This window comes from Paenibacillus chibensis, from assembly GCF_004001045.1.
Classification (GTDB): Bacteria; Bacillota; Bacilli; order Paenibacillales; family Paenibacillaceae; genus Paenibacillus_AQ; species Paenibacillus_AQ chibensis.
On record NZ_BIMK01000010.1, the window covers coordinates 162,721 to 185,018 of the forward strand.

Consider the following 22,298-nt stretch of genomic DNA (forward strand, 5'->3'; position numbering starts at 1 on the left):
CATTACGGAGTGAAGACAACAACCCGATTTCCCTCCGCTGGTTCAAGTGTAAGCTCCTGATCCTGCTGTATTTCTTTCACATCTGTAAAATCCGCCTCCGCGCGATTCAACGTCACGTCAAGGACCACCTTCCCATCCTTCATGAATACGAGCTTATTCAGCGAATCATCATCGAGCGGGTATTCCCCCAGAAAGGTCCGCTCCAGCAAATAATCGAAATAGGAATGGCTCGTGCTCCAGCGAATGGCGGTGGTTTTCTCCATTTCGCTCTTGGAGGTATAGGGATGAAACACATAAACCCGGTCCCACTCGACCGAAGTCAAATCCGATAATTTGAATGCCTGATGACGGGACATGGCTGCCTGCAGGTGGAGGGAGAACTCCTTCGCGCCCTGGTTTGCAATCTGCTGCGACTGAAACGAGAAAAAACTGACGCCAAAAGGGATCAGTAAAATCACTACCAGTATAGTGGGGATCAGCAGCTTTTTCATGTTCATATCCGGTTCCTCATTCAATTCATAGTAAATTCATTGGATATATAAGAATTTCCTATATCATACCTTCTTCCAGCGTTGGTTTCCAGCTTTTTTTGGCAAAAAAACAAAAAAAGGACAGGCTCCATTCATGAAAGCCTGCCCTTTTTTACATGGGTCCTAACTCAGATCAGCAGTCTGCGTTTAGAATTCAAACGTAGCCACCTGAATCGTGCCGAAGGCCGGGGTTGCACCCGTCAGCAGCGCTGCGACCAACAAACCTTTTACAGAGAGCGTCAAGCTGTTTATGGCTGGAATGACGTAAGTGATTACCGGAGCGTCAACTCTCGTAATGACCAGGCTCACCGGGTTGGTCGAGTTGTTCTGAACGGTAACCGCCGCGTTCGTGCCGCCTTCCAGATTTTCGTAATAGGATTTGCCGACATTCGGTGCCAGATCGAAAAATTGTTGCGGAAGAAGAAGCGCCATGCCGATCACCTCCCTTCTCTCAAGGATATGATATTCTATGACGAAATCTATAAAATGAAGCGATGATTGTCATAGTTTCATAGTCCATTTTAAGAGAGAGAATCGGTTTATCGTTGAGCTAAGAAAACAGGTTCAGCGTCAAAGCTTGCCGCTTTCCGTCCACTCGCCCTCATACTCATGGATGATGCCTTCTGCATCGGTCTTCAGCAAGGCCGAGTAACCGCTCGATGAGCGGTATTCGTATTCGCCATCCTGCAAGCGGGTATAGATTTGCTGAAGCGGCCTCACGTCAAATTCCGGAAATCGGACCCACGCAGCCGTCACTTCCGCGGAATCACCGACTTTAAGCCCCAATCTCCGGATCGGAAGCACATTCGTTGACGGTGTTGCGCCGATATCAATATCCAGTAATCCGTCCAGCTCGGGAAGCGGGATGCCGTCGCACGTCCAGCGATGCTCCTCGTCCTTCCGCAAACGGATGGTCTGAACTTCATGCTGCCGGTTGTAATCGATATCCACTTCCACGGTGTTCCCTGATTCATCGCATATCACGCTGTATTCGACGAATGAGGATTCATTCTTCTCTGCACGAATGACTCTGCCGCGGATGCTCGTCCGCTTCCCCAAGCTATGCATGCAATATTCCATGCCCGTTCCATCCACACGCTTCCATATGATGGTCGTTTCCATGCCTGCACTCTCCTGTCCTGAGCTATTATCTATGGCATGACGCGAACTCAAATAAATACGGAGGCTGCCGCCTCCGCATCCATTAGAACAGTTTAAACTTCTTCTTCTGATAGAACGGCTCGATCGACTTAAAATAATCGTATACGCCCGAATCCTCGGACAGCTCGATGAAGTCGACGGGAGGATTCGGCACCTGCACCGATCCCGCGATGCGACCCGCTTGCTGCATCAGAGCTTCCCGGTCGCCGGTAAACTCGATCGCGATCAACGTATGCGGACTTTCATCCGTATCCGGGTTGAAGTAATGAGCATGATATGCCGATGTCACGTTTTTCATCGTTTTGAACAGGCCGCTCAGTGCCTCCAGCAGCTCGGTCGGCTGTATGGCAGCCTGTCCGATCATAATTTGCGTATCCTTCTCCAGCTCCCGGCTCGCCACCTGCTGAAACATCGATCCGTCCAATAGCGAAGCGATCTCTCCGGGCAAAAACTCCTTGCCATAGCTGGAGCCGGGATTCAGCAGTACCGCCGTGCCACGGGTCAGATCAAAAAAATCTTTTGCTTTCATCGAAATGAACTGGGCTTCTTCCTTGATAAACTGCTGCAGCCGCAGCAGCGACGTGAAGATCGGTACGTAATCCGTCCCGTTATATTGCACGTTGATCAGGTTGATGCGGTCCCCCGAAACCAGCGTCTGATGCTGATGGTCCCGGGCTTGCATCCCCACCTGAATCGTATAAACCTCCGACTCCAGCAGCTCGCGGTAAAAGTCTTCTCTGGCGATCGGATACTGCGCTGCCATCACCAGTTGTTCCTCCAGCTTGTTTTGGGGTTCAAATTCCATTGCTGCATGCTCCTTTCATGATGAACCGGTTATCGCTGCACCAAGCTCAAAAAATAATGTTCGAATTCCGTATCCTTCTCATAACCGGACTGCTCGTAAAGACGCTGCGCTGTCAGGTTATCTTTGGCGGTGGATAACTCCAGACCCTTCACCTGAAGCGCTGATGCATATTCCCTCGCGGCTTCCAAGAGTTTCGCCGCCGCCCCCTGCTTGCGGCAAACCGGTTTCACATAAAGATCGTTCAGGATGAACATGCGCTGCATGGAAACCGACGAGAAGGAAGGGTACAGCTGGGTAAAGCCCATCGCCTGCCCCGATTCGTCCCTGGCAATGAATAGGATGGACTCCTTCAAGGCCAGCCGCTCGGACAGGAAAACACGTGTCCCCTCCAGATCCGATTCCTGCTTGTAAAACATCCGGTATTCATTAAACAAGACTGCCAAATCCTCAAGATCATCGGCAGACGCCTGATACACATTGGCCATGGGCATTCATTCCTTCATTATGTATTCAAGATATGCTTCCTATTGTACAGCAAACCCGCTACATCGTCACCGGACCCTGCGCAGGCACGGACGGTTTCGCGGACGGAATCTCGTATTTCACCTCCGAATAATTATGGACCAGAAGCTCCTCCATAATGGTCAGCCCCGTCTTTTTGTCCACGACTCTTCGCCAGATTTCGTTCTCCCTGTAGTTTTTTCCGTCCTTAACATGGAACTGGTGGTTCCGTTCCTCCATGTGATAGGCATAAGGCCATTCCTCTCCACAGTTCAGCGTCCCTTTCAAATGCTCATCCGTCAGCCACAGGTTGAACTGAAACGGCTGTGAAGTGGAGTTATGAAACCGCAAATCGACGTAATTGTAAAATACGCTCGCTCCGCTGCCGAAGGGCAGCACCCGGTGATCATCCGGAAACGGATCAAAACTGTGGTGATGGCGTTCCGCTACTTCGAGCGGAGAGTGGAGCGCAAGCCAGTACAGCAGGTTAGCCAGCTGGCATAAGCCTCCGCCGATGCCGGTTCTCACCTCTCCCCGCGACAGCTGCAGTCCTTCAATGTATCCTTTGCGCTTGGAGGGCTTGCCTACCAGTTTCCAATAGGAAAAGGTTTCTCCCGGCTGGATAATCACGCCGTTCATTCTGCTTATAGCGATGCCGAGGTTCGTAATTTTGTTCTCCTGCAGTCTTGGATCCGAGGAACCAAGCTTACGCCGGAGGAGCGATTGATGCCGTTTCATGACTTGAGGCAGCGGGGATTCGCTTCGCTGCGTGGCAAACGTGCTGAATTGGTTGTGCAGGCTTCGCGACCAGCGAAGCTGGTGTACGCGCAGGGTGTAAGCAAAAGGGATTTTAACGAGGATTTTCTTCAACATGAATTATTTTCACCTGTCCAGTCAAGGCAAATTTTTATTGAGTTTTCATATCATTTAATACCGTGTCATCCAGCGAACCGTCCGACAACATCCTCAAGCAGCTCCGGCTCCAGCGACTGCACTTCCAATACTGTTATCTCGTCTTTCAAGCGGCGTTCCTCCTTCCCAGTCTATTCCTCTCCTTATGTACGAAAAACGGCTTCCAATTGTTTCAGTGCGGCAGAGGATTATTTTTGATTGAAGATGCCGAACGAAAAACAGATCAACGAAGATGATTACAGTGAATGACCGTCGTTGATCTGAATGGTTTAATCTAAGGCCGTCAAGTCAGATCGATTTTATTGGGACACAAATTTCGCATAGATTACGGTGAAGCAAATCATAACCAGTGTATTTTTCTACAATCGGTTTGTTGTCCACCTGATATCCCAGGCTGTGTACGGCCGGAAAAATGTCTGCCCAAGCTCTTTGCATCGCCTCTGCGGTATGCCGGATCTTGAAAACAACATAATCTCCGCCAATAAATTCGCTTTCGCAGACGCCATCATTCATGAGGTCATCTTCCGTAATGATTGTATCTTCGGAAATAACGATACATGCATCATATCGGCAATGCTCAGGAAGCGTGGTTTGGGGATGATCTTGCGGAATTCCGAACAATATAGCCGACTCAGTCAGCAAACCCTTTGCCTTCGCCCAGCGTTTCAGATGTTCCATCGCTTGCACATTGCCCGGGCAGTACGGACCGGTCTGTCGGACATACGCAAGACGGTAATTCGGAATTCCTTCGACTCTCATTTCCATGAAATTGTCTCCCTCTTCTCTTGGATAATCCTTACATTTCGGATGCTAACATGATATAAAATATTATTCATTTGTTTTTTTGGTCATGTTGTTATCGTTGTTGGACGAGGATGGTAAACACGTATATGAGGATCTTTCTTCCCTTCGCCTTCAAATTCGATTACACAACCTGTCCCCCTATGACGGACATCTTCCAAATTCTGCTTCCCTCCGGTAGATTCCCTTGCTACAATGGGATAGGACTTATCATGTGGACAAACGGAGGATCAGACATCATGCATGTGCTGCATGCGCTCACATCAGGTTGGAAACATCTCGGACGCAATATCAAACTCTTTTTTCTCGCGAATCTGCTCTACCAGATCGGGACGGGCATGTTTTCCGTGCTCTACAATTTATACATTCAAGCGCTGGGCTACAGCGATACGATGAACGGCACGATCGTCAGCGTCCAATCTCTCGCGACCGCGCTCATTTTCATTCCGATCGGCCTGATCGCCGACCGTGTCAGCCACCGGTTTCTGCTGATGCTCGGGGCGCTGCTGACTGGCGTTACCTTCATGGGCCGGGCTTTTGCCGGCGCGGAATCCGGGCTGATCGTCCTGGCGGTCGCTGCCGGTCTGTTCGCCGCCTTTTTCCAGGTCATCGCGGTTCCGTTCCTTGCCGAGAATACGGATAAAGAGCAGCGGCTCAAAATGTTCAGCTTTCATTTCTCGCTCGTGCTGGCGGCCCAGGTGCTGGGGAGCAGCGGTGGCGGATTTCTCGCGGACCTGCTGCAGCAGGCCGGATGGGACAAAATCCGCAGCCTGCAGGCCGTGCTGTTCATCGGCGGGGCGGCCAGCGCGGTCGCTTTTGTACCGCTGATGTTCGTCAAGCCTGTCAAAGCGAAGGTCATGATCGAGGCACGGGAGCCGGAAACGCCCGCAAGACGTCCTGTCCATGCCAAGGACGACTGGAAAACGATTCTCAAATTCACGCTTGCGCAGCTTATTGTCGGGACGGGCTCCGGTCTGGTCGTACCGTATTTGAACCTGTACTTCAGCAACCGCTTCGCCGTTTCCTTGACGGCCGTAGGCGTCCTGATCTCGCTCGGACAGGTTATGACCATCGTATCGATGCTGATCGGCCCGACGCTGGCGCGGCGCGTCGGACCGGTAAAAGCCGTGGTGCTGTTTCAGATGATGTCGCTGCCGTTCCTGCTGCTCACCGGATTCACGAACCTGCTCTTCATGGCCTCGGTGAGCTTCCTGTTCCGGCAGGCACTGATGAACGCGGCGAACCCGATTCAGTCCTCCATCATGGTGGACCGGGTATCCGACGCGCGGCGCGGCATCGCCAATTCCATGACGCAGACGGCTTTTATGCTCGGCTGGGCCACGATGGGGCCGGTGCAGTCCTTCCTTTTGACTTCGTATGGAACCTATTGGGGCTATGCGATTACCTTCAGCATGACCGGCGTGCTCTATATCAGCGCATCGGCGATCTATTATTTCATGTTCAAGGAACGGAGAACCTCAGCTTCCAAAGCTGCGGCCCCCTTGTAAAACGCGCAGTTTCACTTCACAAAAAGAGGGCGTTAAAGACCGAACCTTTCCACTCCGTCCCGAAACTAAAAAAGCCTGCTCATGCTTATCAAGCATGAACAGGCTTTTCGCGTATAACCGGTTAGATTTCTTCCCATATCCGCCGTAAATTTTCCAATCCCAGCCTGGTGGCTTCGCGGCATTCCTCCATGCCCTCGAATTCGAGCGTGATATAGCCGTCGTAGCCGGATGCCTTCACCAGGCGCAGTACGCGCCGGACATCGATGTCGCCCTGGCCGAAGATCGCACCCCGCAGGTACTTACCATTCGTGCTGCGGAACCAGTCGCCGCCGCCCGGATTTTCATCCGCGGGACGGATGTAGAAATCCTTGACGTGGATCAGCGAAGCATATGGCAGGTTCTTTTTTACGCCTACCAGCGGTTCTTCGTCGACGCAGAGGAAGTTGCCGATATCAAGCGTCGTCTTGAAGTTCGGCCGGTCCACTGCCCGCAGAACCCGCTGTACCCGATCGCTTGCCTGAACGCTGACGCCATGGTTTTCGATCGTGGTCGTAATGCCGTAACCCGCAGCGTAATCGGCAATCTGCCGGCATCCTTCCACGATCTGATTCAGATGCTCCTCCAGATAATCGATGCCCCATTTCTCCGGCGGCAGCGTAAAGGCGGTCACGTCATGACGCATATGCTTCATGCCCAGACGGTGCACGGTGTCGACATGCCGCTTGATCCGCTCGATCTCCGCCTCGAATGCTGCGCTGGTCTCCTGCACGAAATTCGCGGGCATGGAATAATTCGACAGCTCGATGCCCATCGAAGCCGCCCGGTCGCGGACGGCGTCCGCGAGATCCGGCTGGTCTTCGAGTGTATATCCGTAAGGAACGATTTCCATATGTTCTCCGCCCTGCTCCGCAATCCAGTCGATGACGTCCAGTACGGTCATCTCTCCGGCTTTGATCGCATGTAAAAGACTATATGTGCTTACTCCGGGCTTCATTTCGTTCATCATCCTCCTCCGCATGAGAATTGCCAATCCATTTCCGGCCCAGCTGCTACCAATTTATTCGTAAAGCTCCAGTTCGATTACCGTATCCAGCTCATCCGGCAGGTCGCCGCCTGCGATGTGGATAAAGGCTCCGCTTGCGGTGTCGGAATACTGGTCCGCCATCCATGGTGTCTGGACGTGAAGCTCGCTGCCGTCCGACAACAGCCGTGCTTTTTTAATCCGGCCCTTCAGCCCCTGGAAGTAGATCGGTCCGATGCCGCGGTCGAATACGTGAGCGTACAGCTTGTTGCCACGCTGAGTATAGCGCCCCCACTCCGGCTTCGGCAGCTCGGCAATGCCGCAGCCATAGATGCTGTCGCCGTTGCGGTGAAGCCATGCGCCGACCGCCGCCAGAATATCCAGCGATTCCTGCGGAATTTCGCCTTTGGCATCCGGTCCCACATTCAGCAGCAGATTGCCATTCTTACTGACGCATTCCACCAAAGCCCGAATGACCTGGCGCGGCGACTTATAGTTCCGGTCCGTGGAGTGATAACCCCAATGGTCGTTCAGCGTAATGCAGGCCTCCCACGGAATTGCCTCGCCCGCATCATTTACGATGCCTTCCGGCGGGATGATCTGCTCCGGCGAGAAGAAATCGCCCGCATAGATTTCAGGCTCCTTCGCCATGATGTTACCGCCAAGCCGATTATCGATCACGATGTCCGGCTGGAGAGAGCGGATCATCTGGATCAGCTCGGTCGCGCGCCATTTTTCTCCGGTCATATCATCGTAAGAGAAGTCGAACCACATGATGTCGATTTTGCCGTAGTTGGTCAGCAGCTCCCTGACTTGGCCGTGCATGTAATCCAGATAGCGGTCGAAGTTTATTTCCTTATCCTTGAACGATTCGTCATCCCGCATCGGATGCTGACGGTCGCCGTAGGCCGGATAATCGTCGTGATACCAGTCGATCAGCGAATAATAGAAGCCGACCTTGATCCCTTCCGCACGGAATGCCTCCACGTATTCGCGAATCAGATCCCTTCCCGCCGGCGTATTCGTCGCCTTGTAGTCCGTCAGCTGGCTGTCAAAGAGACAGAAGCCGTCATGGTGCTTCGTCGTCAGCACCGCATACTTCTGGCCTGCGGCCTTGGCCGCTTTGGCCCAGCTGCGCGGATCATACAATACCGGATTAAACTCTTCGAAATAAGGCTGATACTGCTCGTTGGTGATCCGCTCCTGGCTGCGTACCCACTCCCCCCTTGCGGGAATGGCGTACAGGCCCCAGTGAATGAACAGGCCGAAGCGGTCCTTCATCAGCGGGAGCGTTCGTTCAAAGCGCGCATTCATGTCTGTTGTACCTCCGTTAGCTGGTTTATTTTTTGTTCTTATCGTCATAAGCCGTCTGATAGATTTCCAGGTAGCGCTTCAGGTTCATGTTATCCAGCTGGCTGACGTAGTCATCCCAATCCGCATCCAGGCTTGCATCGCCGATGACGAAGCGCGCGATCATCTCATCCACGTAATCATTGATCGTTTTGGCGAGGTCGGCTACTTCCGACGCCTGTTCATTGGTCAGGAACAACGGCGGTACCGTGCTGACATCCTTCGGCTTATACGGCTCATATTTATTCTTCGTCTCGTTGTACAGGATTACCTCTAAATCGTCGTCACCTTTTGCGACCGCCGACAATCTGAAATCGTTGGAGCGCAGCGCAGGACCCGTCTGTGCCCAGTTCACGTTCTGAACCGTACCGAAGGATTTGAGCTCGGACCATACGGCAGGCTTCCCGTTAATGCCAACCTCGCCTTCCTTGGCGTCGCGCCATTCCTGATTCGGACGTCCATATACGCTCCGCAGCGTCATTTCCTTCTCATATAATCCGTCGGCCCAGCGGAGAGCCAGCTCCGGATTTTTTGCTTTTTTCGTGATGATGAATGAGCCCGGCGTCAATGCCGTCGTGTCCAAGGCCGCATACTGCACGCCACCCGGTCCCTTCAGCGGTGGCACGGCTTTATACTCTTTCCAGCGCCCGCTATCCCCCATCAGCTGTGTGAAGACGCCTTCATGACCGCCGGTGGATGCTCCCAGGATCACCGTGCCCGGATTTTCGCCCTGCTGAATCAGCTGATTCTCGTCCTGGGTAAAGGATTCCGGCGCAATTAGGCCTTCCTTGTAGAGCTTGTTGATATAGCGCAGCCCTTCCCGCCATTCCGGCTTGTTGTAGGCTACGTCCAGCTTCCCGTCTTTAATGAACATATGCTTGCTGCTTGAGCCGTAAACCGGGTTATAAATGAACGAGTTCATCAGGAAGGAATCGATCGTCGAGCGCCAGGATTTTTGAGTGATCGACAGCGGTATCTCATCCTTTTTACCGTTGCCGTTCGGATCCTGCTCCTTGAATGCTTTGAGCACGTTGTAGAGATCTTCCGTCGTTTGCGGCATTTCAAGTCCCAGCTTTTTCAGCCAAGGCTCATAGATCCACATTTTCTGGCTCATCGAGCAGTGATAGCAGTCGTTCACCTCGGGCAGCGCATAGATATTGCCGTCGATCGCGGTGACCATATCCTTGATTTCCGGATTGTCCTGAAACATTTTTTTCGTCTGCGTTCCCTGCTTTTCGATCAGGTCATTCAGTGGCAGGAACGCCCCCTGTGAGCCGTAAATCATCTGCTGGGTCGGCGATACGTTCAAACCCATGATGACATCGGGATAATCCTCGCTCGCCAGCACCAGATTCAGCTTTTCCTGCATGCTCTGCTCCGGTACGACCTCCCATTCGATATGGACGTTCGTTTTCTCCTCATACCATTTCGTGAATTCGTTGGTTTCAAAGTTCTCGACCAGCGGATTTCCACGCACCATGATTTTAAGCGTCGTCTTCTCCTTCACGAGCGGATAGGTTCCGGGCTCGGATAATGCCAACGCTGCTGCAGCGGGCTCTTTGCTCTCTTGGGAATTCCCGCTTCCTTCTTTCGATCCGCCCGAGCATCCTGCCAGCAGCATGCTGACCGCGATGACAAGACCTGCTATTGTTCTGACTTTCTTGTACATAACAACCCTCCATGATTTTTCATCGTTATTGAACGGCTCCCACCGCCGGCTCTTCAGCGGTCAGCCTTTGAGCGAACCGATCATGACACCTTTTACGAAAAACTTCTGCACGAACGGATACACCACCAGCAGCGGTACGGAAGTGACTACAATGAGCGAATACTTGAGCAGCTCTCGCAGCCCCTGGCGTGCGGCAGCCGTTTTGGCGTCACCAAGCATATCGATATTGATCTCGTTCTGCACGAGAATATCTCTCAGGATCAATTGCAGCGGATATAAATCCGCCCGTTTGAGGAAAATCATCGCGTTAAAATACTGATTCCAGTGACCCACCGCGTAAAACAAGGCGATGACGGCCAAAATCGGTCCCGATAAAGGAAGCACAATCCGGAGCAGGAACCGGAAGTCCGTGCAGCCGTCCAGTTGTGAAGCTTCCAGCAGCTCGCCGGGAATGGTTGTTTGGAAATAGGTTCTCATAATGATGACGTTCCAGACGGACAAAGCCGCAGGAATCAGCATCGACCAGACAGTGTCAATCATCCCGAGATTTTTGACAAGCAGGTAGGTCGGAATCAGCCCGCCGTTAAACATCATCGTGAACACGAACAGCAGCATGAATATATTCCGTCCGCGAAAATCCTTTCTGGAGAGCGGATACGCGGCCAAAACCGTAAACAGCAGGTTAATGCCCGTTCCCGCCACCGTGTAGAACACGGTATTCATGAATCCGCGGATCACCATGCCGTTCTTAAATACAGCCCGGTATCCGTCCAGCGTCGGCTCTACGGGCCACAGCCACACCCGGCCGGATAAAACGGCGCTGCTTGAACTGAATGAAGCGCTTACAACATAAACAAGAGGATACAGCACGATGATCATAATGAGCGTCAGCACGCTGTAATTCACGATCGTAAACAGACGGTCAGAGCCGGCTTCTTTCATTTTCGTTTTGTGCAAGGTTTCCGCCGCCTTTCTACCATAAGCTTTCCTGCTTCAATTGTTTGGCCGTCTGGTTCACGATAATCAGCAGAATGAAGCCGATTACCGCCTTGAACAGGCCGATAGCTGTCGCATAAGAGAAATTCATGGCCTGCGACACGAGGCCGACTTTGTACACATACGTATCGATGACTTCGGATGAGCGCAAATTCAGCGCATTTTGCATCAGCAAAATTTTCTCAAAACCGGTCTCCAGCATCTGCCCGGTGTTCAGGATGAGCAGGATGACCGCGATTGGCAAGATGCCTGGAATGTCGATATGCCGCATCCGCTGAACCTTGGTGGCGCCGTCCATCACGGCCGCTTCATGAAGCGCGGGATCGATGCCGGAGAGCGCTGCCAAATAAATGATGCAGGCAAAGCCCGTATTCTGCCATACATGCGACCAGACATAAATCGATTTGAACCAGGAAGCCTGTGCCATAAAATGAAATGGTCCAAGCCCGAACCACCCGAGCAGCGTGTTGATCAGCCCGGTCCGCGGATCGAGAAACTGCAGCAGCAATCCCACCAGCACGACCAGCGAGATGAAATACGGTGCGTACGTGATCATCTGGACCGTATTTTTGAAACGCCGGCTCTTCACATAATTCAGCCCAAGCGCCAGGATAATCGGAAACGGAAAGCTTGCGAGCAGGGCATAAAAGCTGATCACCAGCGTGTTCCGCAGCAATCTCCAGAATTCATGCGAATGAAAGAAACGCTCGAACTGCGCGAAGCCGACCCACGGGCTGCCTCCGATGCCTTTGGTTACGTTAAATTCTTTGAATGCGATCTGCGCGCCGTACATCGGCACATATTTGAATATGATGATGTAGATCAGCGGCAAAGCAAACAGTGCGTACAGCTGCCATTTGCGTCTGATGTCTTTCCAAAGATTCAGCCCAGTCACCCCCGATTTTCATTTTTTATTCCGGCCGGTGATTGAAGTATAGAATGGGGCGTTCCATTCGGTAAATCTGCAAGTTTCTGACGTTATTCCGCGCTTTAGAAACGGCATTATGCAGATAAAGACCGCTATTCTTTTCTTTAGATGACAGCCGCGGCGCCCGCAGAAAACGAGAAACCACCTACCGGCTAGAAGCGTCCATCAAGGGCAGTTCCCGCTTTTTTCACGCATGCGTATTAGGCTTCGCGAGCCTGATTGTCCTTGCGGTACTCCGTTGCACTGATGCCATTGGCGCGTTTGAAGGCTCTGCTGAACGTATTCAGTGACAGATATCCGGTCCGGGAGGCAATTTCGCTGACAGGCATCAGGCTGCTAAGAAGGAGCCTTTTCGCTTCCTCCATGCGGACATGCTCCAGGTAATCGGAGAAATTCATGCCGGTCTGTTCTTTGAAAAAATAAGATACGTAAGCCTCCGAGTTTTTGGCTTCGCCGGACAATACGGCAAGGCTTAAATCCGGGTCCTGAAAATGCTTGTCGATGTAGTCCATCAGCTTTCCGGCCAAGGAATCATTGTGGCTGCGCTTGCGCTCCTCTTGCTTGTGGCACAGCTGAAGCAGCGCGTGAAACAGCATAGGAATCGCTTCGGAAGGCGGCAGAGCCGGCTCGGATGCCTTCAGCACGACTTCCACCTCCTCATTCGGCCCCATATCCCCGCTACCGGATGGCTCGCAGCATTTCATGAGCGTCCCGCACAGCTCCTGCGCCAGCAATCTCTGCGTCACCGCGGGTACCTGCTGCGTGCCTCCGTTTTTCTCCTTGATCTGTTCAATCAGCCTTGCCGTTTCCGGCTTGTTCCCCGACCGGACGAGCTGAATCAGCCGCTGCTCCACATCGGCTGGATAAAAGTAAGCGGGCACCGGTACTTCCGCCTCATCGTAATACTGTACCGGGTCAGTTTCGCTCCAGGCGGCATGAAGAAGCAAAAATTCGGCTTCGCCATAGGCGCGGTACGTTTCCATCCATCTCATTTGACAGGTTCCCACGGCGATAACCAAGCCAGCGCTGCTGACTTCCCTCAAGCTTTCGTACAGCCCGCCCAGAAGCCGTCTCACTCTCTCCATAAAACGCTCCGCCATTTGGTCTTCACCGTGGAGCAGCAGGACCAGCTTGTTTTCACCCAAATCATGCAGATGCACGCTAATACGCTCATTCAGCTCGAAAGACGAAACCACGTCGCGGATATCCAGCTTCACAATATCCAGCTCCATGAGCATTTCTTCGTTGTATGGGGCGTGATAACCGCGCAGCTGAATGACTGCGGCTGTCAGTATGCTTCCGCCAAGCTCGATGCGCGAATGCTCCATTGCGCCCTCGAGTTCCTCCGCTGATGTAAATCCCCCCTGCAGCAACCGGTCAAAAAATACGTTGCGAAGCAGCGGCAGCTGGGCTTCCAAACGGCTGTTCAGCGCATCGTGGCTCTCCACCAGCGCCGATACCGAGCTGCGGATATCATCCATCAGGTTGCCTAGCGGCGGCCGTTTTCTTGGAGTCCCCGGCTTCAACGGCAGCAGCTGCAGCATGGTGAACACCGGCCGGCTGCTCCGATAGGCCAAAAATGCCGCGAAGATCAACCCCGCGATGAGCGCCAATACAAAGACCGTCAACGTGAGCTCCTTGATGTAGTTGGCCTTTTCCAATACAACCGCCTCCGGCTGGGCGGATACGTAGGTCCAGCCGTTATAGCTGGAGGTGGTCTGCGTAATCAGCATCCGCTGTCCGTTCCAGCGGATTTGGGAAAAGCCCTCTTTTACAGGAAGCGCTTTCAAATCCTCGAACTCCTTTTCTAATCCTACTTGACTGATCAGGTTGCCGTTCTGGTCGGCAACGTAAGCAAAACCGCCCTGTTCCGAATCGATATGCCTCAGCATCTCCTGGATTTGCTTGTTGTTGATCAGCACGCTGATCACGCCCCCGCTGTCTTTGGTGCCGAAGGACTGCATATAGCTGACAACCGAATACGGTTTGCCTTCATATTTCACCGGCATTCCAGGTTTGTAGGTTTTATAGTAGTACGTGTCAAACAGCTGAGCGTACCAGTCCTCGAACGAAAGGTTATCGTAATGCAGCTGCAGGCTGTAAAACTGTTTCGCGTTATACACCTTGCGCGGGGAAATGAACATCCCGCTGTTTTTGTATGCAATATAATAATCCACGATAAAGTGGTTGGACATCCGGTAATCGAACAAGGTTTTCTCCAGATCCCACAGCCTGTAGGGATTGGTGTCCTCATATGGGGCTTTGACGAATTGAAAGGCCTGGATTTTGGATTCGCTGGACATTTGTTCGGCGATGGTCTCCACTTCGGCAAAACGCCGGTCCAGCGCTTCCCGGATCTGACCGAGCGCCGCCGCGCTGCTTTTCATCGTTTCCGTCTCCACCAGAGCCGACGTCTTGTGATAGGCGAACCACCCGACCAGCAGGGAGCCCAGTAATATAAGCGCATAAGGTACAAAAAAACGAAAAATCAATGTCGCGCGTTCTCCGGAAGCATTCCTCAAAACGTATCCCACCCTTTGCCAATGTTTGCAATATTAATCCCAATATAGCAGAGAAGCGAAGCCTCGTCTTTACATCCGTAGTCATATCCGTAAAATTACCCCACGAAGTAGAGCCAAGCTCCGAAGTCTTCTTTGCGGAGAGCTCAATATATAGCTTCTGATATGTAAAAAAAGCCGGCCGGATGCGAATATCCGGCACAGCTTTTCATTATCGGCTTGTATTCAATTTATCCGTTTTCCTGTTGGTCACCGTCCCGCTCCATCGCCTCTTGAACATAATCCCGCTTTGGAATTTTATGATTGATATGCAGCAGAACGCCCAGATTCAGGACCAGCAGGAAAATAATGATGATCGAGGTCATAAGGGAGCCCCCTTCCTTTTCTGATCCCCTGTGCTTCAAGCCGGCCAGCATCGCGTCACTTGTACCAGCTCGTTGCCCTCAAACTCCAATCGATACATATCCGGCATCGAGGTCGATGCCCAAAACTCGAAATGGTACGCCGGATCAAAAAAATTCAGAATCAGCGTCATGATATCCCCATGGGTGCCGACGGCAATGACCTGTCCCCGGCTGCGGTTCAGAAGCTCAAGAATAGCACTTGCGCCTCTACGCTGTGCCTCTGAGCTTGATTCACCCCCCGGGCAGGCATAGGCAAAGTCATCGTAAAGCTGTCTTTTGATACGGTAAAACTGATCACCCGGCAAGAAAACATGGTCCCCCGCAAGGGTCCGTTCCCTTAAGTCCTCGATCAGAATAACCTCTTTCCCGAATGCAGCTGCGGCTGCTTCCACGGTTTGAACGGCCCGGAGGTAAGGGCTCGAGTAAAAGGCGTCGATTGGCTCCTTGCACAGGAGTGCTTTTATTTTCTGGGCGTCTTCCAAACCCTTCTCCGATAACGGACGGCTTCGTTCCGAACCGGGAACGTATTGCGAATCCGCATGCCTGACCAGGTACAGGACGGTATTCAAGCTGTTTCATCTCCTTCCCGCTCCCGTGGATTTCTTCTCTATTCCCTCGCGGTTCCAGAAGAAAAAATAAATACCGGCCCCTCCCAATCCTCTTCCCTCGTTTCCCTATAATTCGATTGGGCATACTGCGCGATGATTTTTTGCCAAAACAGCTTCGCTGGCAGGTTACTCTCCATGACCGCGACCTTCCAGGTACCCGGGAACCGGTCAAACAGCTCCTTGGCTGCAAGCTGCCCCATTCCGGTGCGGCGGTACTTTTTCAGTACGAAAAATTCAGCCATCTCATACGCGGATTCATGGCCTGGATAATGAAGCCTGCGGATTAATGCCAGCCCCGCCAGCTTGCCGTCCACGCGCAGCAGAAACGGGTACCTTCCATCCTCTGTCCAGTAATGATCCAGGTACCGGTACTCGTACAAACCGTTTTCATTCACATCGTCTTCCGGATCAAACTCGCTGAAATCATATTTGTATAGCTCCAACAGATTACGCATTTTCGATTTATCGGCGAAAGCCGCTTCATGTATTGTGATCAATCTCAAGCTTCCTTTCCTCGCATTCTCAACCGTTATGTTCTGCATCGTTATCATCGTTATATCGTTATCATCGTTATCATCGTTTTTCATTTTGCATCTTCTGCATCGTATTTTCCGCTTATTCTTCAACCTCAAAGATCGAATCGATGATGATCGGAAGATTATCTCGGACGGACACCGCCCCGAACACCGACCGGGCATGAATCCCGTTATCCCCGAAAACCTCCATCATCAGATCCGAGCAGCCGTTCAGTACCTTGTGATGCTCCTCGAAAAAAGGCTGGGCATTGACGAACCCCTGGATTTTCACCACTCGTTTCACCTGATCGAGCGATCCGAGTGCCGATTTCACGACGGCCAAAATTTCCAGCCCGGCACTGCGGGCGAAGCGATAGCCTTCCTCCGTGGAGTAATCGCTTCCCAGCTTGCCGCTCGGATGTCCTGACGGCCCTTTTCCCGAGACGAACATCAGTCCGTTCACAATGGCAACGTTCGCGTAACGGGCTGCAGGTGAGCTTGATTCGGGAAGAACAATTCCCAAAGATTCTAGTCTGGCTTCGGCGCTATCATATGCCATACTTTCCACACTCCCTTGACTCACGATCTTTTATTTGATCAATATACCAATAAAATCCTCTCTTGGGAATGCTTCTGAACGCGTCCGTAAGACCGTTTGTCATCGATAACGCTAAAAATTCTTTGATTCTTCCATTGATGCAGCCCATGTAACATGATTATAATATGGTTACAATCGGACCCGAAAAATGGTAAAAGAGAGGGGATTTTAAGTGCTCCGTGATCATCTCCAGCGTTATGATCCTGTTTTTCAGCACGCAGCCATCGGCATGGCTCTAATCTCGCTCCAAGGAAGCTTTATACAAGTTAACCCCGTACTTTGCGAACTTTTGGGCTATTCCCAGCAGCAACCCCATTACATCTCTCAACTGGATCACGCCTATCAAGATGTACTGTCTGCCGTGATTGAATTCGGCGGCTCGCTCCAATCTCAACAGTTGCCTCAGGGAACATTCGATATGCAAATCCTTCAGGTCGCAGGCCGGCAGCTCACGGTTACGATTCACCTTACCCTGATATATGATGAACAGGTGCCGCTGTACTATTGGGCTCAATTCGAGAACCGTAGTCTACTGACAGAGACGAAAACGCAGCTTCTTTCCACTGAAACCATGCTGCGCGATATACAAGATTCATATCAACAGCTGCTGGAGAAAATGCCCCTAGCTGTGCTCATCACCAAAAATGGCGTCATCCAGTACGTCAACCCGGCTGCCCTGCGGCTGGTTCACGCCAGAGACCAAAGCGAAGCGATCGGCATCTCCACCGATGAAATCGTGGATTCTTCTTACCATAACTCGCTCTCAGAGCGCAGAAAAACCTATTATGAGCATCAAACGCCGCTTCAATCGATAACTTATCTGATTAATTGCATGGACGGTCAGCAAAAGCTAGTGGAGGGATTTACCCTGCTCATCAACTATGACGGAGGGCCTGCTGCGGTAGGGGTGTTTAAAGATATTACGGAGCAGCGGGAAAAGGAGGAATTCATGATGCAGTCGGAGAAGCTGACCATGGCCGGACAGCTTGCCGCCGGGATCGCGCATGAAATTCGGAACCCGCTGACTTCCATTAACGGATTCATGAAGCTGTTGAGGTCTTCGGACCGGAGCAGTGAAGCTTACTTTGATATTATGGAATCGGAGCTGAAACGGATCGAGCTGATCGTTAATGAACTGCTCGTATTGTCCAAGCCCCAAAGCAAGCATAAGAGCCAAGCCGTGGATATCCTGCTGGTCATCGATCAGGTCGTCACCTTAATGGACGTACAGGCGACCTTGAAAAATATCGAGATTCTTTTTGACAAGCCCGATTCCCCTGTCCAGATCGTCGGTGAAGTCAATCAACTGAAGCAGGTATTTATTAATTTACTCAAAAACGGCATGGATGCCATGGCTTCGAGCGGGAGCATTCATGTCATGATAACGACCAATGAGCATGAGGTGCTGATCAGTGTCAAGGACGAAGGCAGCGGCATGACCGCGGAACAAATCCAGCAGCTCGGCCAACCCTTTTACACGACCAAGGATACGGGAACCGGTCTCGGTTACATGATTACTCAGAATATTATCCATAACCATGGAGGCTCCATCCAGATTGACAGTGTTCCTGATCGGGGAACGACCTTTACCGTGAAGCTGCCGAAGTTGGTTAGCGTTGAAGCTTCCTCGAATTAACCCTCATGAACAAGCCATGTCTTGGCGTCCTCGGGATCGCGAAAAAAACGGAATTGGGGTAACTGCATGCCGAGCCGTTTCTGGATTCTCTGCATACGCACTCTGTCTCCATATCGGAGCCCGACCAAAGCCAATTTGGAAACGCGATGCTGCACACGCTCCATGCTGTTCACGAATTCTTGCAGCACCGCTTCCGATATGACCGTCTTATACCAATCGACCCATATAGGCATCGCACGGTTCAGGGACAAAACAAAAGCTTCCTCCGCATGCATCACATTGAACAATGAGGCCTCGTCGTCATAATAGCTTCCATATTTCAGACAGTGGATTTCCCCGCCTTTGTAATAATAGGGAAAGTAGGACCCGCCCGGAGATTTCTTCATCATCCCATCCATACCTCCTGATTTAACAGACATAGACGATGTAATTTTTTACATATTCCAATTATAACCTCATCCCACATTTTTCTCCATATTCATTCTGCTATTTATTCCAGTTTCCCCATATAAAAAACCCTTGGCATAGTCAAGGGTTTGAGCTTAACCGTGCTATTCCATTCTTGGGCTGCTTCCCAGCCCCCTGGGGGAGGCAACCACCCGTTTGCGGTCGGGATGATCCTGCTTAGAGGCGGAGCGTATTGCCGAATTTTGGTCGGGTCAGCGCATACGCTTAGCTATGAAGTGACGCCATGGGCTGCTGCTGCCGCTGACTTCGCCTTTTCCAAGTCCTATTCATTTATCTATAGGGTCTGGGTCTATACCGTCATTCTTTGAATCGGAGATTGATATGGATTTCGACACGGTGCTCCCAAGCTGTAAAAAATCTGTCCCTGATTCAGATTTGCCGTGCAGGACCAAAAGGTCGCCATTCCGTCGCGATGGCCGCATACCGGCGCATCATGGTCGGACAATAATGCCTGCATAGAGCTTAGGGGATGTTCCGATGTCCTTAGAATCTCGGCCCCCTGCTCGCACAGCTTCCGGTATCGCTGACTTGAGTTGGGCCATTCCGGCTGATATGAACGCATTTCCGGATGGATAAAATGATTCGTCACGACCAGCAAACCATCCTCTAACGTCCGTACCGCCCTGTGATCCATATGGACTTCTGCCACGTATGCCGTACCGGGATCGGCCAGAAAATAGCTCTTCGGCTCCTTCACCGGCAGCTTCAGCAGCCGCTTCAGCGCTTCCTCCGCACTGCGGCAGGTTTCGAGCAGATAGCGGACGATCAGATGAAAGCTCATTCCCGGCTGCGCCGGATCGGGATGCTGCCCCGCACCGTTAAAGCTGACAAACAAGCCATGCTCGTTCAGCCCGTCAAAACGCCCGCCGATCAAGCCCTCATGCATCCCGATATGGGAATAACCCTTTTCCGGACGGGTTTGAATCAGATGTCTGCGGTTCTCAAAGTAGTAGTAGTCGTAATTCCGGCCGACAAGCATTCCTTCCGGTGTGAGCAGTGCGATGGCACTGCAGCCTCCCTGCACGCCAAGCGTCAAATGCCATAGCCATTGATCTTCGGTTAAATCGAGCGCAGCGGCGTACCCCCGGCATTCCTCAATGATCTCCGGATATATTTCTTCTACCAGGTCCCTGCATTTGTGAGCATACTCCCTTTGTTCGGGGGTCAGAACCATCGGGCCATTAATCGGGAATCTCCCTTGTAATGCCGTTTGCCTGCCGATCTCTTCATGACTGCCCGACACCGTGTAGGCCTGATAATCCGCAGACTGTTCTTCCAGCAGATTTTGCTCCACAACAGACACCACCTTATCATCGGATTCGTGAAACTGAAAAGGCTACATGCGAACCGCGTGTTCAAAACGATGAATCCCAAAATCCTTGATCGATGAGTTCAGAATTGCTTCCCGCAACGGGTATAAATCCGGCGTAAACCGGACCTCGATCCCCATCTCCATCAATTGCGACAAGGAGTCGCGAATAACCGTTTTTTCGACAGGTTTTACCATTTCCCTGGAAATATAATACCCAGCCGTCGCATCAAACAGCTCAAAGGTCTCCGGCGGAAGCTCATACCTGTATAACGTAGTTTCCACAATCCGTTTGTACCAGCGGTTTTCCAGCGTCATGACGACGGGGGATGAAGATAGCCCGAAAAAGCGGATCTCATCTTCTGCGCTGATCCCTTCCTGCCTTCGATAAACAATGCGCGGACAATTCCTTGGAACGAAAAAAGTAAATGCATGCGCTTCGTCGATTGCCCACACCACTGGCGGCATGTCCGTCCGGTTCGCCTTCACGCGCGGATGGAACGCTTCGATATGTTCTTCCTCGCTGAAATGATATCGTTTCATAAGACCTCCCTAAAATCAATCCGGCTGCGGCGCCGTACAGTAAAGCATGCAAGGTCTATTCATCCATACTCCTGCCAAAAACAGACAAAACACGACGTCTGACAACAAAGCAGCGATGATTTTCCGGGTTAGGTACTTTCCCATGTAAACCTCCCCCCGATTACGTATAGTTTGATTCCAAAAATGTCTTGATGCGATCGTTTATTTGTAGGATCTCGATGTCTGAAGGGAAATGGCCCATGGGAAAGACCTCGGTTTCCGGCGTTGTCATGATGCGGTGTGCCGCCTGGATCACCTTATTCGCAGGAAAAAAGATATCATGCGAACCGGCGATGACCAATGTAGGCGCGCCGTAGCGCTCAAGCTCCTTTTTCCCGGTGATCTTGGGCATTTCCTGTTCCAGACGGACGCTTTTGAAGATCTCGCCAATAATCTCGGCGTCCCTGGATTTCATTGTGCCACATGACATCGCATCCGCGATTTGAGCTAAAGCCTTTTCTGAGGAAGTCAGACGATACCGCAGCATGGGCAGCAAAATACACCGAATCATTTTCGGAATGGAACCCAGCGTCATGCCGGACGGAGATACCAAAATGGAGCAGGCAATCCTTTCAGGCTGAAAGGCGGCCAACCTTAGAATGATGCCCGCTCCATAGGATGGACCAATGAATGCGCTTTGCTCAATGCCGAAATGATCCATCAGATCGCGAATCCAGAGCGCAAAGCTGTCATCCTTGGCAGAAATGCGCGTCTCTGCGCTGTATCCGGGATGCCCAATCGTATCGGGCGCATAAACTCGGTAATCTTGAAATAATCCCGTGAACCAGGATAACGTCATGGGATTAATGCAGTTCCCGCCTTGAAAAACAAAAACCGGTTTACCATCGCTCGGCCCCGATACCAGGACATGGGTAGATCCGAATCTAATGTCTACATGCTGCCGTTCCAGATCCTTCGGAAATGCAGTAAGATAGTCCTCATAATACTGCTGTATCCGTTTTTTTCCTGTCTGGGTTCTGTATATCGTATGAACGGTCATGTCGTCCTCCTGTGATGAAATTCATCCATTATGCCCTGCCCAAATCTTGGGTCTATTGTATTCATCCAGTCATGATTTGTATCGGCAAGCAGCGTATCCCACCCCAAGCTGCGGGCTACGATCAGGTTTTTCTCCTGGTCATCCACATAGACAATCCGGGTATTCTTGGGCATGAAGGTTTCCACCCTTCGGAAGATCGCAGGATCCGGCTTGCAGCATCCCGTCTCGCTGGAAATCGTCACGCTCTTCACGAACGGTTTAACCTCCTCAAGGATCGGTTCCACCCACTCGCTGCAGTGATTGCTAAGCAGATGGATATCTGCCGATCGGTGCCAATCCTTAAGGCGATGCCATGCCGGCAGCGGTCTCAAAGCTTCCTGTAACGCGGATTGCAGTTCCGTTCTGTCCATGCCGGCATACGAATCGTCCAGCCACGACCAAAAATCCTCTGCACGCGCTCGCCCTGTCCATAAGTTT

General features: G+C 51.8%; 25 protein-coding genes. 3 read left to right on the forward strand and 22 right to left on the reverse strand.

Going from position 1 to position 22,298, the window contains the following annotated elements; genetic code table 11:
• Positions 1 to 2 precede the first annotated feature (2 nt).
• The 7 genes from PCH05_RS10550 to PCH05_RS10580 all read right to left on the reverse strand — a co-directional run bounded on the left by PCH05_RS10550 (position 3) and on the right by PCH05_RS10580 (position 4,674).
• A complete protein-coding gene (locus PCH05_RS10550; RefSeq protein WP_127602339.1) occupies positions 3 to 497 on the reverse strand; it encodes a hypothetical protein in 495 nt (164 codons plus the stop codon).
• A 180-nt stretch (positions 498 to 677) separates the two neighbouring features.
• Positions 678 to 962 (reverse strand): hypothetical protein, encoded by a 285-nt coding sequence (locus PCH05_RS10555; RefSeq protein ID WP_127602340.1) that lies wholly within the window; start codon positions 960 to 962, stop codon positions 678 to 680.
• 138 nt (positions 963 to 1,100) lie between these two features.
• A complete protein-coding gene (locus tag PCH05_RS10560; protein ID WP_127602341.1) occupies positions 1,101 to 1,652 on the reverse strand; it encodes a putative glycolipid-binding domain-containing protein in 552 nt (183 codons plus the stop codon).
• Between the two features lie 82 nt (positions 1,653 to 1,734).
• Positions 1,735 to 2,496, reverse strand: a complete 762-nt coding sequence (locus PCH05_RS10565; RefSeq protein WP_127602342.1) for an enhanced serine sensitivity protein SseB C-terminal domain-containing protein — start codon at positions 2,494 to 2,496, stop codon at positions 1,735 to 1,737.
• A 29-nt stretch (positions 2,497 to 2,525) separates the two neighbouring features.
• The gene (locus PCH05_RS10570) at positions 2,526 to 2,981 is read right to left on the reverse strand and encodes a GNAT family N-acetyltransferase (RefSeq protein ID WP_127602343.1); all 456 of its coding nucleotides are present in this window, start codon (positions 2,979 to 2,981) and stop codon (positions 2,526 to 2,528) included.
• Between the two features lie 58 nt (positions 2,982 to 3,039).
• Positions 3,040 to 3,870 (reverse strand): VanW family protein, encoded by an 831-nt coding sequence (locus tag PCH05_RS10575; RefSeq protein WP_127602344.1) that lies wholly within the window; start codon positions 3,868 to 3,870, stop codon positions 3,040 to 3,042.
• Positions 3,871 to 4,197: 327 nt separating this feature from the next.
• Entirely contained in the window at positions 4,198 to 4,674 is a 477-nt protein-coding gene (locus tag PCH05_RS10580) for an AraC family transcriptional regulator (RefSeq protein ID WP_127602345.1), read from the reverse strand.
• 275 nt (positions 4,675 to 4,949) lie between these two features.
• Between PCH05_RS10580 and PCH05_RS10585 the strand changes: the two genes are divergently transcribed.
• Entirely contained in the window at positions 4,950 to 6,218 is a 1,269-nt protein-coding gene (locus PCH05_RS10585; RefSeq protein WP_127602406.1) for an MFS transporter, read from the forward strand.
• Between the two features lie 121 nt (positions 6,219 to 6,339).
• Here PCH05_RS10585 and PCH05_RS10590 read toward each other — a convergent pair whose 3' ends face one another.
• The 10 genes from PCH05_RS10590 to PCH05_RS10630 form a co-directional block, all read right to left on the reverse strand.
• Complete coding sequence (locus PCH05_RS10590; protein WP_127602346.1) at positions 6,340 to 7,212, reverse strand: sugar phosphate isomerase/epimerase family protein; 873 nt, start codon at positions 7,210 to 7,212, stop codon at positions 6,340 to 6,342.
• Positions 7,213 to 7,275: 63 nt separating this feature from the next.
• Positions 7,276 to 8,553, reverse strand: coding sequence for an alpha-L-fucosidase (locus PCH05_RS10595; protein WP_127602347.1), 1,278 nt, complete (start codon positions 8,551 to 8,553; stop codon positions 7,276 to 7,278).
• Between the two features lie 25 nt (positions 8,554 to 8,578).
• Positions 8,579 to 10,258: an ABC transporter substrate-binding protein gene (locus PCH05_RS10600; RefSeq protein ID WP_127602348.1), complete on the reverse strand. Its 1,680-nt coding sequence runs from the start codon at positions 10,256 to 10,258 to the stop codon at positions 8,579 to 8,581.
• 60 nt (positions 10,259 to 10,318) lie between these two features.
• Positions 10,319 to 11,200, reverse strand: coding sequence for a carbohydrate ABC transporter permease (locus PCH05_RS10605; protein ID WP_127602407.1), 882 nt, complete (start codon positions 11,198 to 11,200; stop codon positions 10,319 to 10,321).
• A gap of 31 nt (positions 11,201 to 11,231) precedes the next feature.
• Positions 11,232 to 12,104 carry an ABC transporter permease gene (locus tag PCH05_RS10610; RefSeq protein WP_127602408.1) on the reverse strand — a complete coding sequence of 291 codons (873 nt, stop codon included), beginning with the start codon at positions 12,102 to 12,104 and terminating at the stop codon, positions 11,232 to 11,234.
• 278 nt (positions 12,105 to 12,382) lie between these two features.
• Positions 12,383 to 14,704: an AraC family transcriptional regulator gene (locus PCH05_RS10615; protein ID WP_127602349.1), complete on the reverse strand. Its 2,322-nt coding sequence runs from the start codon at positions 14,702 to 14,704 to the stop codon at positions 12,383 to 12,385.
• Positions 14,705 to 14,931: 227 nt separating this feature from the next.
• Positions 14,932 to 15,066, reverse strand: a complete 135-nt coding sequence (locus PCH05_RS27895; protein WP_281278757.1) for a hypothetical protein — start codon at positions 15,064 to 15,066, stop codon at positions 14,932 to 14,934.
• A 35-nt stretch (positions 15,067 to 15,101) separates the two neighbouring features.
• Entirely contained in the window at positions 15,102 to 15,674 is a 573-nt protein-coding gene (locus PCH05_RS10620) for a histidine phosphatase family protein (protein ID WP_127602350.1), read from the reverse strand.
• A gap of 38 nt (positions 15,675 to 15,712) precedes the next feature.
• Entirely contained in the window at positions 15,713 to 16,210 is a 498-nt protein-coding gene (locus PCH05_RS10625) for a GNAT family N-acetyltransferase (RefSeq protein ID WP_246049454.1), read from the reverse strand.
• Between the two features lie 118 nt (positions 16,211 to 16,328).
• Positions 16,329 to 16,787: a RidA family protein gene (locus PCH05_RS10630; RefSeq protein WP_127602351.1), complete on the reverse strand. Its 459-nt coding sequence runs from the start codon at positions 16,785 to 16,787 to the stop codon at positions 16,329 to 16,331.
• A 211-nt stretch (positions 16,788 to 16,998) separates the two neighbouring features.
• Here PCH05_RS10630 and PCH05_RS10635 point away from each other — a divergent pair, with 211 nt between their 5' ends.
• Positions 16,999 to 18,462: an ATP-binding protein gene (locus PCH05_RS10635; RefSeq protein WP_127602352.1), complete on the forward strand. Its 1,464-nt coding sequence runs from the start codon at positions 16,999 to 17,001 to the stop codon at positions 18,460 to 18,462.
• On the opposite strand, the gene PCH05_RS10640 is transcribed toward PCH05_RS10635, so the two are convergent.
• Positions 18,459 to 18,851, reverse strand: coding sequence for a hypothetical protein (locus tag PCH05_RS10640; RefSeq protein ID WP_246049459.1), 393 nt, complete (start codon positions 18,849 to 18,851; stop codon positions 18,459 to 18,461). The two genes, PCH05_RS10635 and PCH05_RS10640, sit on opposite strands and share 4 nt — an antisense overlap.
• 159 nt (positions 18,852 to 19,010) lie before the next feature.
• Here PCH05_RS10640 and PCH05_RS10645 point away from each other — a divergent pair, with 159 nt between their 5' ends.
• Positions 19,011 to 19,238 carry a hypothetical protein gene (locus PCH05_RS10645; RefSeq protein ID WP_164766616.1) on the forward strand — a complete coding sequence of 76 codons (228 nt, stop codon included), beginning with the start codon at positions 19,011 to 19,013 and terminating at the stop codon, positions 19,236 to 19,238.
• Here the strand turns inward: PCH05_RS10645 and PCH05_RS10650 are convergent.
• The 4 genes from PCH05_RS10650 to PCH05_RS10665 all read right to left on the reverse strand — a co-directional run bounded on the left by PCH05_RS10650 (position 19,220) and on the right by PCH05_RS10665 (position 22,231).
• On the reverse strand, positions 19,220 to 20,224 hold the full coding sequence (locus PCH05_RS10650) for a C45 family autoproteolytic acyltransferase/hydrolase (protein WP_127602354.1): 1,005 nt from the start codon (positions 20,222 to 20,224) through the stop codon (positions 19,220 to 19,222). The two genes, PCH05_RS10645 and PCH05_RS10650, sit on opposite strands and share 19 nt — an antisense overlap.
• A 42-nt stretch (positions 20,225 to 20,266) precedes the next feature.
• The gene (locus PCH05_RS10655) at positions 20,267 to 20,782 is read right to left on the reverse strand and encodes a DUF6886 family protein (RefSeq protein WP_127602355.1); all 516 of its coding nucleotides are present in this window, start codon (positions 20,780 to 20,782) and stop codon (positions 20,267 to 20,269) included.
• A gap of 160 nt (positions 20,783 to 20,942) precedes the next feature.
• Complete coding sequence (locus tag PCH05_RS10660) at positions 20,943 to 21,821, reverse strand: alpha/beta fold hydrolase (RefSeq protein WP_127602356.1); 879 nt, start codon at positions 21,819 to 21,821, stop codon at positions 20,943 to 20,945.
• Positions 21,818 to 22,231 (reverse strand): HAD family hydrolase, encoded by a 414-nt coding sequence (locus tag PCH05_RS10665; protein ID WP_127602357.1) that lies wholly within the window; start codon positions 22,229 to 22,231, stop codon positions 21,818 to 21,820. The genes PCH05_RS10660 and PCH05_RS10665 overlap by 4 nt, the downstream gene beginning before the upstream one ends.
• Positions 22,232 to 22,298 lie beyond the last annotated feature (67 nt).

Excerpts from the sequence above, each read along its gene's own strand:
- PCH05_RS10550 (WP_127602339.1), bottom strand. The coding sequence starts at position 497 with ATGAACATGAAAAAGCTGCTGATCCCCACTATACTGGTAGTGATTTTA.
- PCH05_RS10555 (WP_127602340.1), bottom strand. The coding sequence starts at position 962 with ATGGCGCTTCTTCTTCCGCAACAATTTTTCGATCTGGCACCGAATGTC.
- PCH05_RS10560 (WP_127602341.1), bottom strand. The coding sequence starts at position 1,652 with ATGGAAACGACCATCATATGGAAGCGTGTGGATGGAACGGGCATGGAA.
- PCH05_RS10565 (WP_127602342.1), bottom strand. The coding sequence starts at position 2,496 with ATGGAATTTGAACCCCAAAACAAGCTGGAGGAACAACTGGTGATGGCA.
- PCH05_RS10570 (WP_127602343.1), bottom strand. The coding sequence starts at position 2,981 with ATGGCCAATGTGTATCAGGCGTCTGCCGATGATCTTGAGGATTTGGCA.
- PCH05_RS10575 (WP_127602344.1), bottom strand. The coding sequence starts at position 3,870 with ATGTTGAAGAAAATCCTCGTTAAAATCCCTTTTGCTTACACCCTGCGC.
- PCH05_RS10580 (WP_127602345.1), bottom strand. The coding sequence starts at position 4,674 with ATGGAAATGAGAGTCGAAGGAATTCCGAATTACCGTCTTGCGTATGTC.
- PCH05_RS10585 (WP_127602406.1), top strand. The coding sequence starts at position 4,950 with ATGCATGTGCTGCATGCGCTCACATCAGGTTGGAAACATCTCGGACGC.
- PCH05_RS10590 (WP_127602346.1), bottom strand. The coding sequence starts at position 7,212 with ATGAAGCCCGGAGTAAGCACATATAGTCTTTTACATGCGATCAAAGCC.
- PCH05_RS10595 (WP_127602347.1), bottom strand. The coding sequence starts at position 8,553 with ATGAATGCGCGCTTTGAACGAACGCTCCCGCTGATGAAGGACCGCTTC.
- PCH05_RS10600 (WP_127602348.1), bottom strand. The coding sequence starts at position 10,258 with ATGTACAAGAAAGTCAGAACAATAGCAGGTCTTGTCATCGCGGTCAGC.
- PCH05_RS10605 (WP_127602407.1), bottom strand. The coding sequence starts at position 11,200 with ATGAAAGAAGCCGGCTCTGACCGTCTGTTTACGATCGTGAATTACAGC.
- PCH05_RS27895 (WP_281278757.1), bottom strand. The coding sequence starts at position 15,066 with ATGACCTCGATCATCATTATTTTCCTGCTGGTCCTGAATCTGGGCGTT.
- PCH05_RS10630 (WP_127602351.1), bottom strand. The coding sequence starts at position 16,787 with ATGGCATATGATAGCGCCGAAGCCAGACTAGAATCTTTGGGAATTGTT.
- PCH05_RS10640 (WP_246049459.1), bottom strand. The coding sequence starts at position 18,851 with ATGATGAAGAAATCTCCGGGCGGGTCCTACTTTCCCTATTATTACAAA.
- PCH05_RS10655 (WP_127602355.1), bottom strand. The coding sequence starts at position 20,782 with ATGAAACGATATCATTTCAGCGAGGAAGAACATATCGAAGCGTTCCAT.
- PCH05_RS10660 (WP_127602356.1), bottom strand. The coding sequence starts at position 21,821 with ATGACCGTTCATACGATATACAGAACCCAGACAGGAAAAAAACGGATA.
- PCH05_RS10665 (WP_127602357.1), bottom strand. The coding sequence starts at position 22,231 with ATGGACAGAACGGAACTGCAATCCGCGTTACAGGAAGCTTTGAGACCG.